The sequence below is a fragment of the uncultured Aquimarina sp. genome, from assembly GCF_947500065.1.
Lineage (GTDB): Bacteria > Bacteroidota > Bacteroidia > Flavobacteriales > Flavobacteriaceae > Aquimarina.
Map to the genome: position 1 here is coordinate 215,621 of NZ_CANMQT010000009.1, position 13,929 is coordinate 229,549.

Genomic DNA, 13,929 nt, shown 5'->3' on the forward strand with positions numbered 1-13,929 from the left:
GTGTTTTTTGACGGAAATCCACACTTTTACTTACTTCACTTTTCTTAAATTTTTGAAGAGTGAAGTTATTTTGCCAATACTAGTTTAATACGCTAGAGCACTACACAAATCAATTTAAAATTAAAACTCATGAAAAGAATTATCTTATTTGTTATTTGCAGCATAGTTTTTTCAACAGCCCATAGTCAAAAAGAAAACTATATTTTAGATCCGTATACTACTATGAAACTTATAACAAAATTAGAATATGAACCTGTAGTATATAAGGTAGTAGTTAAAGAGGTGAAGAATCAATCGGGAGTAACGAAGGAAAAACTATTTGTTGGAGATTTAATTGCTAGTAATTCTTTATCTGGATCTTTTATACAGATGGATAATTATGTTATGATGAAAAGAAATAATGACGAGTTTTTGAAACATGAGTTAGCACTAAAAGATTTAGTATTAAAGTTTAAGCTTTCTAATAAAAGCTATTTCTCAACTACATCTCAGGTTTTAATTAGGAACATTGAAACGGATAAATATTATTATACTGAACCTTACTTTCTGAAACGATTTGATATTCAGTGGGAGCAAAAAAAACAATCTAGAAAATTAGCTATAAAAAATAAAAGGAAGATGAATGTATCTCGTATTGATAATATGAAATATCCTCTAAAAGAATATAGTATAATGATGAATGAATGTAAGAGTTTGACTATAAGGCTTAAAGGGCATAGGGTGATATCTGAAACAGGAAAAATGACTAAAACCCAGATGTTAGACTGGAAGCGAGATATTATAGAAGCAAAACTTCTAAACTACAGAATAGGCGAATTAAAAGAATCTTATGAAATGAAAAAGTATGCTAGTTATTTAAATAGGACCGATACTTTGTCAAATAGTTATGATACATTTTACGAAATATTAAATGCGGCTAATAAATATACGGGATTGTAAACTCAATAATCTTAGGAATATCCATGAAGCAGTATTCGGATTAATGAAGTTGGAGACCTAATATGTTAATTATAATTTCTCTTTTAGGTACTGACCGGTATATGATTTTTTATTTTTGCTAACTTCTTCTGGAGTTCCTTGTGCTATGATCATTCCTCCATTTTTACCTCCTTCAGGTCCTAAATCAATTACATAATCTGCACATTTTACAAGATCTAAATTATGTTCTATAACTAAAATAGAGTGGCCTTTGTTAATCAATTCATTGAATGATTTTAATAACTTTTTAATATCATGAAAATGCAGTCCTGTAGTTGGTTCATCAAAAATGAATAGCGCTTTGTCTTTTGTATTTCCTTTTACTAAAAAAGAAGCAAGTTTTATCCGTTGTGCTTCACCGCCTGATAGGGTAGAGGAGCTTTGGCCTAATTGAACATATCCAAGTCCTACGTCCTGTAATGGCTGTAGTTTTCTTATAATCTTAGCCTGATTATGAGTTGAGAAGAAATCAATCGCATTATCGATAGTCATGGTAAGGATATCGTCTATGTTTTTTTCTTCAAAAGTAACTTCTAACACATCTTTTTTGAAACGTTTCCCTCCACAGGTTTCACATTCTAAATGCACATCAGCCATAAACTGCATTTCGATAGTTACTTCTCCTTCACCTTTGCAAGTTTCACAACGTCCACCATCTACATTAAAAGAAAAATGTTTAGACTGATAGTTACGAATTTTAGAAAGTTTCTGACTAGCGAACAGGCTGCGTATGTCATCATATGCTTTGATATAAGTTACCGGATTGGATCTTGAAGAACGACCAATAGGATTCTGGTCTACAAACTCTACGTGTTTAATATTACTATAATTCCCTTTGAGTTCTGTAAATTGACCTGCTTTTTCTCCATATCCTCCTAGTTGTTTCAATATGGAAGGATATACAATCTTCTTGACTAATGTACTTTTTCCACTACCGGAAACACCTGTGATCGCGGTGAAAATACCTAGCGGGATCTTTACATCTATATTCTTTAGATTGTTTTCACGAGCACCAATAATATCTAGATAGTATTTAGAAGTTTTCCTTTCTTTTGGAACTTCTATTTCTAGATTACCATTAAGGTATTTTGCAGTAAGTGAATCAGATTTAAGAATTTCATCATATGTTCCATTAGCAACTAAATTTCCTCCAAGTGTACCTGCTTCAGGTCCGATATCTAATATTTCATCAGCAGCTTTCATGATATCTTCATCATGTTCTACTACGATCACTGTATTTCCTAAATCACGTAAAGATTGTAATACTATGATTAATTTTTCGGTATCTTTGGGATGTAGACCTATACTTGGTTCATCCAAAATATACATAGATCCTACTAGACTACTACCTAAGGAAGTTGCGAGGTTTATTCGTTGGGATTCTCCACCTGATAAGGTATTTGATTTTCGGTTTAACGTTAGATACTGAAGACCAACGTTATCCAAAAAGGTTAGCCTACTATTTATTTCTTTCAGTAATCGTTTACCAATTTGTGCATCATACTCATTAAGTTCGAGGTTTTTGAAAAATTCAGTAAGCTCATTTAATGGTTTCTCTACTAAATCTGTTAGTGTGGCATCACCAATTTTTACGTAATTCGTTTCTGGACGAAGACGTTTTCCTTTACACGTAGCACATTTAGTTTTTCCGCGATAGCGCGATAGCATTACACGATTCTGTATTTTATATGCTTTAGCCTCTAATTCGATAAAGAAACTATCAATGCCTTCAAAATATTCATTTCCTTTCCAAAGTAATTCTTTGTGCTCCGATGATAATTCGAAATATGGTTTATGAATGGGAAAATCAAATTTATAAGCACTATTTACCAGTTGGTCCTTATACCAACCCATAGTATCCCCTTTCCAGGGAAAAACAGCCCCTTCATAGATACTAAGTGAAGTATTAGGAACGACCAAATCTTCATCGACACCTATCACATCACCATAGCCTTCGCATTCTGGACAAGCGCCATATGGATTGTTAAAACTAAATAAATGCACATTTGGTTCCAGAAAAGTCATTCCGTCTAATTCAAACTTATTACTGAATTGTCGTAAATCATTGTCTTTTAAAGTTTCAACAAAGCAAGTTCCTTTTCCTTCAAAAAATGCAGAACTGACAGCATCTGCAAGACGATTATAGAAATCTTCTTCATTTCTTTTTATGATTCGATCTATTACGAGATGTACAGTATCTTTTTTTGTGATGTGTGCCTCTTCTATTCTATAGACAGTATCATTAATTTTTACACGAGCATATCCTTGTTGCTGTAATACTTTTAATTTTTCTTCTGTCGTTCTTCCATTTTCCACGTGAATTGGCGCCAGTAATAGAAGTTTTTCGCCTTCATCAAATGTTTTTACATATTTGATAACATCAGTTACAGTGTCTTTTTTAACCTGATTTCCTGAGATAGGAGAGTAAGTTCTGCCAATTCTGGCAAAAAGCAATTTTAGATAATCATAAATCTCTGTGGTAGTTCCAACAGTCGATCTAGGATTGGTAGAATTTACTTTTTGCTCAATAGCGATTGCGGGTGCTATACCCTTTATATAATCAACTTTAGGTTTATTGAGTCGTCCTAGAAATTGTCGAGCATATGAAGAAAGACTTTCTACATATCTTCGCTGACCTTCTGCGTATAAGGTATCAAAAGCCAAACTGGATTTACCGGATCCTGATAACCCTGTGATTACCACTAATTTATTTCTTGGAATAGCTGCATCTAAATTTTTTAGGTTATGCAGCTTAGCTCCTTTAATTAATATATTATGTTTCGGATCTAAGGTACTGATGTCTTGAATCATAGGAAATATGCGGTGTAGGGGCAAATATAATAATAACTTAAGAAGTATTCTAAAGGATTAAGATTGAAAGTTAAGTTAAAAAAATTAACAGAAAATAGTTTGATTTTCAATGATTGTTACTATATTAGCCCCAGTAATTAAACCAAAATCTAAAAAAGAATAGCCTATAGCGAACCTTTACTTTAAAGTTTAACATAGCCCGAGCCCCAAGCTTGTTGGTACTAAAATTAAGTAATAGGTATGAAGGATTACACTATAAAGGACGCTGTTCTGGTAAACAATTACATCAAAGGTGACGAAAACGCCTTATCTACACTGATCGAACGTCATAAGCAACGTATTTACAGTTTTATTTATTCCAAAGTTTTTGATCGCGATGTATCTGAAGATATTTTTCAGGATACATTTATTAAAGTCATTCGTACTTTAAAACTTGGAAAGTATAATGAAGAAGGAAAATTTTTACCTTGGGTAATGCGTATTGCTCATAACTTAGTTATCGATCACTTCAGAAAAGGAAACCGTATGCCGAAATTTGAAGATAATGGAGAGTTTAGTATTTTCTCAATTATTAGCGATGGAGATCTGAATGCGGAAAAAAGAATTATAAAAGATCAAGTAGAAGAAGATCTACGTAATTTGATTCAGGAATTACCTGAAGACCAAAAAGAAGTATTAGTGATGCGTATGTATCGTGATATGAGTTTTAAAGAGATATCTGATAAGACAGGTGTTAGTATCAATACAGCTCTTGGGAGAATGAGATATGCCTTGATTAACCTTAGAAAGGTTATTGAGAAAAACAACATTGTTTTAACGAATTAACATTTCTTTATGCAATAAAGTATATTTTGCCTCGTTATTTATAAAAATAACCCTTAATTTAAGATTAATTAATATGGCAAAATTTTACTTTAAGTCTTCTCGAAAAGAGGAGCAACAACAATTAGTACCAACGAAAACAACAGTAGATTTTCTACTGAATTATTCAAAGGCTTTAAGTGTTATAGATTACAAGAATATGAAGTTTGAAGCGCTTCTAAATTAAAACTAAACTTTGTGAAAGACCTGTTATTTTATAGCAGGTCTTTTATTTTTTTAGATATTCATTAATTACAGTTTTCCTTCCAATAGTTTTGGTGATAATATCTTTATCAAGATTCCAACCTCTTGCAGGAGAGTATTCTCTTCCGTACCATATTATCTGTAAATGAAGATCATTCCATATTTCTCTGGGGAATAATCGTTTTGCATCTTTTTCAGTTTGGGTTACATTTTTACCATTGCTAAACCCCCATCTATACATTAAACGATGAATATGAGTATCCACAGGAAATGCCGGAACACCAAACGCTTGAGACATCACTACACTAGCAGTTTTATGACCGACAGCAGGTAATTCTTCTAAATATTCAAAACTCTGAGGTACTTCTCCGTTATGTTTATCTATTAATATCTGAGATAATCCGTGGATTCCTTTAGATTTCATCGGACTAAGACCAACAGGTCTTATGATATCTCTAATTTCTTCTACAGATAATTTTACCATAGCATATGGATTATCTGCTCGTTCAAATAGAAGAGGAGTGATCTTATTAACTCTAACGTCGGTACTCTGAGCACTCATAAGAACAGCTATTAGCAAGGTATATGGATCTTTATGATCTAATGGAATGGGTATTCTGGGATATAGTTCCTTAAGTGTTTTGATAGTGAAATCAACCTTTTCCTGTTTGGTCATATAATTAGAAAATTATTTTATGCTAAAATATAAATATTTAAGAGGTTTAGTATGTTCAATTAAAGCTTAAATTTTTAATAAAATCATCTATGAATTATAATTTTTGTTTTAATTTTATCAAAAAACTTTAAACAAACTTATATTTTAAGTTTTTCACATTAATCACAAAAGAATGACATCATTAAAAGTAGGAGATAAGGCTCCTAATTTTTCGGCATTAGATCAGGATGGGAATACCATTAGTTTAAAAGATTACAAAGGAAAGAAGCTAGTGGTTTTTTTCTACCCAAAAGCGAGTACACCTGGTTGTACGGCAGAAGCTTGTAATCTAAAAGATAATTATCAAACATTTCAGAATCAAGGGTATGAGATTTTGGGAGTAAGTGCAGATAGTGCAAAACGCCAACAGAATTTCAAAAATAAATATGAATTACCTTATCCATTGCTAGCAGATAAGGATAAGAAAGTAATAGAAGCTTTTAATGTTTGGGGTCCCAAAAAATTTATGGGTAAAGAATATGATGGAATCCATCGTACTACTTTTGTTATTGATGAAAACGGAGTGCTTTCTGAAGTAATTACCAAAGTAAAGACTAAGGATCACGCTGCTCAAATACTTTAGGTATGTAATCAGTTTGATTAAATATGTAAAAAGGATTGCCAGAAAAGTAATCAAATTTTTATTCTGTCACATTGAGCCCTTTGACAGGGCTCAGGACAGGCTATAGTCGAAATATATTTATAACCAATAGTAACTATTTTTTGACTCCGTTCGAAATGACAAATGAAAAGCTTTTAAGTAGCGTGTTACTATGCTTTTTATATACCTAAGGTAGGTAATTGCTTTACCTTATGATAGGTTAGCGCTGCTGTAATGCAATCCTTTAATTCTTTCTTAGGAATAGTAAAGTTCATAGGGAAAATTATAGCTCGATTCCCTTCAAACTGAAATGTGTCTTTATATAGAACCCTAAATGTAGGCACTAATTTGCTTGTACATTGAAAATACATGGCATATTGATCCGGCTTGTTTTTCTTCCAGTCAATCCTAAAAGTGCTTCCTTTTTTAGCTATAAAACTGGGTTCTCCCCATTTTAAAGTTTCTTCTAAACTTGTTATTCCCTCTTGTTCTTGTGCAGTTTGTATAATTAAATTTCGAAGATCAAGGATTTTCTCACGTACATAATCCGGATAAGTATCGTAAACCAATTCAACATCAGGGTTTGTTTTTACTTGTAATGTTTTCATTATCTATAATAGATGGATGATTAATTTTTGGTTAAATTACAATTTACTATAGTTAAGACGTTATTAACTTCTTTTTTTTATCTTTTCTCTTAGTTTTTCTGAGTATTCTAACAACAATGAAGATTTCTTTATTGATTTTGCTAAATTGAGAAGCGCTGAATTCATAGGTTCTTCCCCTTCTTTTAGATTTTTTTTTCTGTAAATTAATTCTTTGATATTTACTAAAGATGATTCTATTTCATTGCTTTCACAAGTAGGTAATTCGCCCCAGTAGAGTTCCCAAAACCTTTTGTAAGCAGAAAGAAATTCTTCAGATTTTATATCTTTGTTTAATACAAGAACAGACACAACCTTTAGTGTTTCTGCATAGAGTTTGTTTTGATATTCCCAGAACCCTTTTAGATTTTCTAAAAGAAACTGATATTCTTTTTGTTCTATTTCTTTCTTCTTATTTTGAATTACTAAATACCAATTACCAATAATTCCAATAATGGCAATTGTAATTGGAACAATTGCTGAACTAAAATCTATAGTTAATAGTTTTAAAAGATGTATATGTAACATATTAGTAAGGCTTTGTTATCTATTAAAGATAACAAACTTGTAATGAACTCAGGCTTTTGTATAGAGAACCAAGAACCTGGTTATAAGAGTATCATAACTTTATCTATGTGTTTTTTGCTCAGCTAAAGATGTAATTATATACAAGAAGTAATAAAACGATAGCTAACTAGTAGCTCATAATTTTTTCCAAAATACCGTTTTGTCATCTCCTTCAGCATAAAAATCTCTGACGACTGCTTCTTGTGTATAATTACATTTTTTATAGAATTTTCTGGTTAGGTTAAATTCTGGAGTTCCTGATGTTTCTACTATCAGAATTCGATTTCCTTTTTCTCGTAGTAAGTTTTCAATGTATAGCATCATTTCTTTTCCAACTCCTTTACTTTGAAAGTCTTTTTTTACCGCAATAGCATATAGGTTGTAAGTACCTTCTGTAAGCCTTTCTGGAGCACAATATCCTATAGAAATTGGGGCTCCCTTATGTAGTGTTGTAAACCAAATATCTTTGGAAGATGTATTAGTTAGATAATCAGATATCATGTCGTCAAGATATTCTGAAGGAAATAATTCACTCGAATCTAATACGATTTTCAGAGCTTCTACGTCTTCTTTTATAACTTCTCTAATACTTTGTTCCATTTCTTAAATTTTATAACAAAGTTAGTATAGTAAAATCTTTTACAATTGTAAGATTCTGCTATTATAGGCTTTTGATGGAGCAATCCCCAATACGTTTTTAAAAGCATTACTTAAATGCGCTTGATCATAAAACCCAACTTCTAAAGAAGCCTCAGTTAAACTGATATTTTCGTTTAGTACAGCATGTATAGCTTTCTTCAGTTTGCTCCAAACAAGATATTTCTTTATAGAAATACCAATATGCTCTTTGAATAGGTGAGAAAGCCTACTTTCGGATAGAAATACCTTCGAAGTTAATACGGAAATTACTTTATCATAATCTAAATTTTCAGCCTCAAGAATCTCTAAACATTTTTGAATTCTATCATCATCAGCTTTTTTTAAATTATTATTGAAAGCAAATGATTTTATTTCGTTTAATAGATCCTTTTTATTTGTATCAATTTTCGGAATATATATACCATTGGTCAATCGAATTCCAAGTTGGTCAAAAAAAAATTTAATAATTGATTATGACTTTCTATCATTAATAGTTCTACTGTACAATTTTCAGCAGTTATTTTATGTTTTTTATTAGAATCAATGATTACAAAAACTAAATTGTCTTCCTTTTGATTATTTGTCTCTATTGAAAAACTACCAATTGATGCACTAATGATTTCTATCACAGGATGTATGTGATTATCAGAATTTAAATGATCAATTTCGAAACTATAAATTCCTTTTTTTATATTAAAATCGAATACTTTCATTAGGTTTGGTCATTATATTGTTCCGTTTGGTTTTAATATATGAAAACAACTCTAAAAATTGGGTATTTTGCTTCGTTAAAATAATTACAATAATGATACAAAGCTACTTCACTTTATTAAATTTATAAATATCCCCTTGTTTTACAGTATATCCATTTATTTTATTGGTGTTATCTCGTTGAAATTTAAATACAGCATTAGCAGCTTTAAGGATAAAAACATCTTTCTCTGAAGGAGTTAGTATAGCATCATTTTCAGGAGCTTTAGGATCGCTAAGAACTAGTAAATTATCAAATAGTTTTATCTGAAAAGTCCTATTGATTTTTTCATTTAGCAATTCATAAATCCCTACATAATCCTTTAGTAGTTCTTTGGAGATTTCTTTTTTAGTGAAAATTTCTATCGGATTATTGAGAAAAACACTTCCTATATATTGTGTAAGTTGTTCTGCTCTGTCAAATTTTGTATTCGCCAAAATGGAAATAAAAATATCTTCATTTGGTAAAAATATACCATAACTCGTATAACCAAATAGATTGCCGCCATGTTGTATGGTGGGACTTCCTTGTAGTTTTTTAAGAAAAAATCCATAACCATATCCTGTGCCTTCTCCAGCAGTATTAGTTTTTTCGGTTGTCAATTGTTTTACTACATATTTAGAGATTTTAGTCTTTTCTTTCAATGCTTTATTCCAAAGAAACAAATCCTGCACGGTAGAAACGATTCCTCCAGGTGCATATAGTGCTGATCCAACAATTTTAGGCCCTGGAAATAGTTTTCCGTTTTTATTATTGTATCCAACTGGAATTCTTTTCTTTTTTGTGGTGTTGGTATACCAAAGCCCAGTAGATGTCATGTTTAGAGGTTCGAAAAGATTAATTCTGAGGTATTCTTTTAAAGACAATCCAGTTACTTTTTCTATAGCCGCACCTAATAATGGATAGTTAGAATTGCTGTAACTCCATTTTTCTCCAGGCTTAAATATAAGTGGTCGATTTTTGTAATATTCAATTAATTGTTTTGGAGTGTGTTCTTTAGCGAGTAAATAAAATTCATTGTCATCCACATCAAAATATTCTGGAATCCCAGAAGTTTGTGATAGTAAATGATGAATAGTAATTGGATATTTTTTTATTGGGTAGTAAGGGACATATTTTTGAATAGTATCCGACAACTTCATTTTCCCTCTTTCTACTAATTGCAAAATGGCTGCAGAGACAAATTGTTTACTCATTGAACCAATCTGAAAAACCATATTGCTCTTTAATTTTCGTTTAGGTTTAAGAGAAGCCAATCCATACGCTTTTTCAAAAATAATAGTACCTTTTTTAGCAATTAATACAACAGAACCGGGTTCTCCTTTTGGATATTCTTCGATTAAAAATTGATCAATTGTTTTCAGATATTTAGTATCGTTTTGTGCATTACAAAGACCAATACACAGGAAAACCAGTATTACCGTAAAATTCTTTTTCATTTGTTATACTTTTCAACAAATAAATTGATTTTAAAGGCTTTAATCTATTCAAATCTAGATTTGAGTATATGTTGTACTATTTTTTTAGATGTGTTTTTCTGAATTCGCTGGGAGATTGATTTGTAATTGCTTTAAAAGCTCTTTGAAAAGTAGCTTGAGAATTAAAACCACATTCAAAAGCGATTCCTGTAATGGTATATTTTTCCGATTTTTCTTCTAAGAGCCTTACTTTTAACGCTTCTATTCGATACGTATTTATATATTCATTAAAACTTTTAGATACATGCTTATTCAAAACGGCAGAAATTGTTTTTTGCGGGATACCGGTTTTTTGTACAACATCAGAAAGCTTAAGAGATGGATTCAAATATAATTGTTCATTTTTCATTAAATCCTCTAAAGCAGAAATAGTAGTTGTAATAGTTTCTTTTGAGATTTCTAGAGAGTTCGATTCTTTTTTATAAGTATTAAAACTTATGATATATCCATTGATACCTAGCCAGTATACTAAAACAATTAGTGGGATGTATATTGGATACCAACCAACAGAGTCGAGTAAGATATTAGATAATGAAGGAATAATATAGGGCACTAAATGAAACAACCAGATAATAGAAAATATAGCAAACCCTATAATAAAATGTCGTACCCATTTTACTATAGTTTTGTTTTTTTTATTTTTATAAGATTTTATAATAGTATAAGAGAGCCATAAATAGATTACTAATGATATCCATCTGGGAATGTCTACGTACATAGTATAGGTTCCTATAAAATTATCGACAGTTATGTAATTATACGAATGAATGAAACCTAAGAAAACTCCAATAATACAAATGATTGTAGTTAGTTGAGGAATTATATCTAGTATACCGCTAAAGAAATGATATTTATCCTCTTTTCGGATTCTGAAATCTGGATTAAGTATTGATTTCGTATAAAAATAAATCAAAGGGCCGATAGGCATAATAATAACTAATGGTATAGTAGCTTCTAGTATACTGAATATTGTAGCGTCATTATTTACTAAGGTTTCTAAAAAATAGATATTAAGACAGGCTAGAGAAATCAATAGAATAATCCAGGCAAGTAACTTATTAGCTTTTTTGTTGATCTTTAATCTAAAAAGTAGAATTGAAGTAATTATGCCTTGAATTGTTCCAAGTAAAATAATAATATTTAAAAGGTTATTCATGGAAATTACAAAATTTTACGTGTTCTAATATGTAATTATGAACCACTGTTATAGAAGCTAAAAAAGGAAAATTTCATCAAATCTTAAGTAAAATCTGATGAAATCTTTAAACCCTATAAATATAATGCAGCTTAGATGTATGCTAAACTTTTTCCGTTTCTTTATATCCGAAGAAGTTATTCTCCTTAATCATTTCAGGGATAAGTTCTGGTAATTGCTCTTCCCATCCAGGTTCTCCTTCTTGGATTTTCTGAAGTACTTCTCTGGAGTATATATCCATTATAGAAGGATCATAATCTACAATATCCTGAAGTTTACCATTGTATTTAAAGAATTTATATAATTCTTTCATTCTAGGATGTACTTTAAGGTTTTCACTAGTAGTAAGTTCTCCTGTTTTAGGGTTTTTTAATGGGTATAGGTATACTTTTAAATCTTTAAAAAACAGTTTGCCAAAGGCTTCCAGAATACCACCACTAAGATGTCGATAATATTTTTCATCAAAAATATCTACTAAATTGTTTACACCCATGGATAGTGCCATGCGTTCTTTAGTATAATTAGAGAAATAGTCGACAACTTTATAATATTCCTGGAAATTAGAGATCATTACTGTTTGTCCCAGAGAACATAATAATCTTGCTCTGGACATAAAATCTTCTTCATCAATTTCTCCTTCTGCTCTAAGGTTAGATAATGTGATTTCAAAAATCTCTATTGTTTTTTCCTTACGTACCTTATTTTCATTTAGAAACATGTTAAGTGACTTCTTGTAAATATCCATATTTACTTTAGTCACAGGTCTAAAACTTCCTCTAAGGGCAAGAATATTCTTTTTGTATAAAACAGCTGCTGGTAAAACATTATTACCATCTGGGCCAAACATTACGGCTTCTGTCATTCCATTCTTAACCAATTGTAAACTCATCAATCGGTTATCTACTTTTTTAAATCGAGGCCCAGAAAAATTGATAGTATCAATTTCAATCTGATCTTTATCTAAATGGTCATAGAGGTAACGCAATAATTTTTTTGGGTTATCATATTTATAATAAGCTCCATAAATAAGATTAACTCCTAATACTCCTAGTGTCATCTGCTGCAACCTGGCATCGTTTTCATGAAAACGAATATGGAGAATAATCTCGTTATAATCTTCATCTGGCTTGGTTTGGTATCGAATACCTACCCAACCATGTCCTTTATATTTTTTAGCAAAATCTATCGTTGCTACAGTATTGGCGTAACTAAAAAATAATTTATTAGGATGTTTTTCCCTTGTTATTCGTTCTTCTATAAGACGAACTTCATGTCGAAGCATTTTTTTTAGTCGTGCTTCAGTCACATAACGCTTGTCATCTTCTATTCCGTAGATGGCGTCACTAAAATCTTTATCATAGGCACTCATAGCTTTTGCGATGGTACCAGAAGCACCACCAGCTCTAAAGAAATTACGGGCTGTTTCCTGACCGGCACCAATTTCTGCAAAGGTACCATAGATGTTAGCATTTAGATTAATTCGTAAGGCTTTGCTCTTAAGCGAAGGGACAGACTCGAATTCCTTGTCTCCCATGATAGTAATAGGCATAGCGAAATGGGCTTTTTTTGTTTATGTAAAGTTACTAATACATTAAGTATTATTAAAAAAAACTGGAAGCAATTTTTTACATTTTATAATAGATATAAATAATAGAGGGTGACAATGAATTACTTTTTGAGCAAAAAAATTATAATTACATTTGCCTTAATTCAAAATCACCTATGGAGGTTACATTTCTTGGTACAGGAACATCACAGGGAATCCCGATAATAGGGAGTACACATCCTGTATGTTTAAGTAAAGATCCAAAAGATAAAAGATTGCGTGTGTCCGTCTTAGTTTCTTGGGATGAGTACCAATATGTTATTGATTGTGGACCTGATTTTAGACAACAAATGCTAGCGAATAATATAGCCAGTATAGATGGAATTGTTTTTACCCATGAGCATGCAGATCACACCATGGGAATGGATGATATCAGGCCATTTTTTTTTAGGCAAGGAGATATTCCTGTTTATGCTCATAAAAGAGTATTAGAGGCATTACGATCAAGATTTAGTTATATTTTTTCTTCAGAGAATAAATATCCGGGAGCACCCAGTGTTATAGAAAATGAACTAACTAACCAACCATTTACACTGGGCAACCTGGATGTGATTCCGGTAAATTTAATGCATAATCGATTACAAGTTTTTGGATTTCGGTTCAAAGATTTTGCCTACCTAACAGATGTAAAAACCATAGAAAAGGAAGAAACTAAAAAGCTAAAAGGGGTTAAGGTTTTAGTGGTTAGCGCTTTACGAATTGAGCCTCATCACTCTCACTTTAATCTTGAAGAAGCATTAGAATTTATTAATGAAGTAAAACCCGAAAAAGCATATTTGACTCATATTAGTCACATGCTGGGTTTTCACGAAGAAGTACAACAACAATTACCAAAAAACGTTTTTATAGCTTACGATAATTTAAAAATTACAATTTAAT

15 protein-coding genes are annotated in these 13,929 nt (G+C 31.2%); 5 read left to right on the top strand and 10 right to left on the bottom strand.

Annotation, left to right across the window (positions count from 1 at the left end):
- Positions 1-129 precede the first annotated feature (129 nt).
- Positions 130-939, top strand: a complete 810-nt coding sequence (locus tag Q0975_RS22235; RefSeq protein ID WP_299440825.1) for a hypothetical protein — start codon at positions 130-132, stop codon at positions 937-939.
- 69 nt (positions 940-1,008) lie between these two features.
- Here the strand turns inward: Q0975_RS22235 and uvrA are convergent, their stop codons facing one another.
- A complete protein-coding gene (uvrA, locus tag Q0975_RS22240; RefSeq protein ID WP_299440828.1) occupies positions 1,009-3,789 on the bottom strand; it encodes an excinuclease ABC subunit UvrA in 2,781 nt (926 codons plus the stop codon).
- A 240-nt stretch (positions 3,790-4,029) separates the two neighbouring features.
- Between uvrA and Q0975_RS22245 the strand changes: the two genes are divergently transcribed.
- Both Q0975_RS22245 and Q0975_RS22250 read left to right on the top strand, forming a co-directional pair.
- On the top strand, positions 4,030-4,614 hold the full coding sequence (locus Q0975_RS22245) for a sigma-70 family RNA polymerase sigma factor (protein ID WP_299440831.1): 585 nt from the start codon (positions 4,030-4,032) through the stop codon (positions 4,612-4,614).
- A gap of 73 nt (positions 4,615-4,687) precedes the next feature.
- Positions 4,688-4,837, top strand: a complete 150-nt coding sequence (locus tag Q0975_RS22250; protein WP_299440834.1) for a hypothetical protein — start codon at positions 4,688-4,690, stop codon at positions 4,835-4,837.
- A gap of 42 nt (positions 4,838-4,879) precedes the next feature.
- On the opposite strand, the gene nth is transcribed toward Q0975_RS22250, so the two are convergent.
- A complete protein-coding gene (nth, locus tag Q0975_RS22255) occupies positions 4,880-5,530 on the bottom strand; it encodes an endonuclease III (protein WP_299440837.1) in 651 nt (216 codons plus the stop codon).
- Between the two features lie 172 nt (positions 5,531-5,702).
- Here nth and bcp point away from each other — a divergent pair, with 172 nt between their 5' ends.
- The gene (gene bcp, locus Q0975_RS22260) at positions 5,703-6,152 is read left to right on the top strand and encodes a thioredoxin-dependent thiol peroxidase (protein WP_299440840.1); all 450 of its coding nucleotides are present in this window, start codon (positions 5,703-5,705) and stop codon (positions 6,150-6,152) included.
- Positions 6,153-6,349: 197 nt separating this feature from the next.
- On the opposite strand, the gene Q0975_RS22265 is transcribed toward bcp, so the two are convergent.
- The 8 genes from Q0975_RS22265 to Q0975_RS22300 all read right to left on the bottom strand — a co-directional run bounded on the left by Q0975_RS22265 (position 6,350) and on the right by Q0975_RS22300 (position 12,993).
- Positions 6,350-6,778 carry a DUF1801 domain-containing protein gene (locus Q0975_RS22265; protein ID WP_299440843.1) on the bottom strand — a complete coding sequence of 143 codons (429 nt, stop codon included), beginning with the start codon at positions 6,776-6,778 and terminating at the stop codon, positions 6,350-6,352.
- Between the two features lie 63 nt (positions 6,779-6,841).
- Positions 6,842-7,342, bottom strand: a complete 501-nt coding sequence (locus Q0975_RS22270) for a hypothetical protein (RefSeq protein ID WP_299440846.1) — start codon at positions 7,340-7,342, stop codon at positions 6,842-6,844.
- Between the two features lie 174 nt (positions 7,343-7,516).
- A complete protein-coding gene (locus tag Q0975_RS22275; RefSeq protein ID WP_299440849.1) occupies positions 7,517-7,981 on the bottom strand; it encodes a GNAT family N-acetyltransferase in 465 nt (154 codons plus the stop codon).
- A 39-nt stretch (positions 7,982-8,020) separates the two neighbouring features.
- A complete protein-coding gene (locus tag Q0975_RS22280) occupies positions 8,021-8,452 on the bottom strand; it encodes an AraC family transcriptional regulator (RefSeq protein WP_299440852.1) in 432 nt (143 codons plus the stop codon).
- Positions 8,449-8,733 carry a hypothetical protein gene (locus Q0975_RS22285; protein WP_299440855.1) on the bottom strand — a complete coding sequence of 95 codons (285 nt, stop codon included), beginning with the start codon at positions 8,731-8,733 and terminating at the stop codon, positions 8,449-8,451. Before Q0975_RS22285 ends, Q0975_RS22280 begins: the two co-directional genes overlap by 4 nt.
- A gap of 103 nt (positions 8,734-8,836) precedes the next feature.
- Positions 8,837-10,210 carry a serine hydrolase domain-containing protein gene (locus tag Q0975_RS22290; protein WP_299440858.1) on the bottom strand — a complete coding sequence of 458 codons (1,374 nt, stop codon included), beginning with the start codon at positions 10,208-10,210 and terminating at the stop codon, positions 8,837-8,839.
- Positions 10,211-10,286: 76 nt separating this feature from the next.
- Positions 10,287-11,405, bottom strand: a complete 1,119-nt coding sequence (locus Q0975_RS22295) for a helix-turn-helix domain-containing protein (RefSeq protein WP_299440861.1) — start codon at positions 11,403-11,405, stop codon at positions 10,287-10,289.
- Positions 11,406-11,547: 142 nt separating this feature from the next.
- Positions 11,548-12,993: a TonB-dependent receptor gene (locus Q0975_RS22300; protein WP_299440864.1), complete on the bottom strand. Its 1,446-nt coding sequence runs from the start codon at positions 12,991-12,993 to the stop codon at positions 11,548-11,550.
- A 173-nt stretch (positions 12,994-13,166) separates the two neighbouring features.
- On the opposite strand from Q0975_RS22300, the gene Q0975_RS22305 reads away from it, so the two are divergent.
- Positions 13,167-13,928, top strand: coding sequence for an MBL fold metallo-hydrolase (locus Q0975_RS22305; protein ID WP_299440867.1), 762 nt, complete (start codon positions 13,167-13,169; stop codon positions 13,926-13,928).
- Position 13,929: the final 1 nt, after the last annotated feature.

Bases quoted from the DNA above. Each gene is read 5' to 3' on its own strand.
- Q0975_RS22235 (WP_299440825.1), top strand. From the start codon at position 130: ATGAAAAGAATTATCTTATTTGTTATTTGCAGCATAGTTTTTTCAACA.
- Q0975_RS22300 (WP_299440864.1), bottom strand. From the start codon at position 12,993: ATGCCTATTACTATCATGGGAGACAAGGAATTCGAGTCTGTCCCTTCG.
- nth (WP_299440837.1), bottom strand. From the start codon at position 5,530: ATGACCAAACAGGAAAAGGTTGATTTCACTATCAAAACACTTAAGGAA.
- Q0975_RS22275 (WP_299440849.1), bottom strand. From the start codon at position 7,981: ATGGAACAAAGTATTAGAGAAGTTATAAAAGAAGACGTAGAAGCTCTG.
- Q0975_RS22290 (WP_299440858.1), bottom strand. From the start codon at position 10,210: ATGAAAAAGAATTTTACGGTAATACTGGTTTTCCTGTGTATTGGTCTT.
- Q0975_RS22285 (WP_299440855.1), bottom strand. From the start codon at position 8,733: ATGAAAGTATTCGATTTTAATATAAAAAAAGGAATTTATAGTTTCGAA.
- Q0975_RS22305 (WP_299440867.1), top strand. From the start codon at position 13,167: ATGGAGGTTACATTTCTTGGTACAGGAACATCACAGGGAATCCCGATA.
- Q0975_RS22265 (WP_299440843.1), bottom strand. From the start codon at position 6,778: ATGAAAACATTACAAGTAAAAACAAACCCTGATGTTGAATTGGTTTAC.
- uvrA (WP_299440828.1), bottom strand. From the start codon at position 3,789: ATGATTCAAGACATCAGTACCTTAGATCCGAAACATAATATATTAATT.
- Q0975_RS22245 (WP_299440831.1), top strand. From the start codon at position 4,030: ATGAAGGATTACACTATAAAGGACGCTGTTCTGGTAAACAATTACATC.
- bcp (WP_299440840.1), top strand. From the start codon at position 5,703: ATGACATCATTAAAAGTAGGAGATAAGGCTCCTAATTTTTCGGCATTA.
- Q0975_RS22270 (WP_299440846.1), bottom strand. From the start codon at position 7,342: ATGTTACATATACATCTTTTAAAACTATTAACTATAGATTTTAGTTCA.
- Q0975_RS22250 (WP_299440834.1), top strand. From the start codon at position 4,688: ATGGCAAAATTTTACTTTAAGTCTTCTCGAAAAGAGGAGCAACAACAA.
- Q0975_RS22295 (WP_299440861.1), bottom strand. From the start codon at position 11,405: ATGAATAACCTTTTAAATATTATTATTTTACTTGGAACAATTCAAGGC.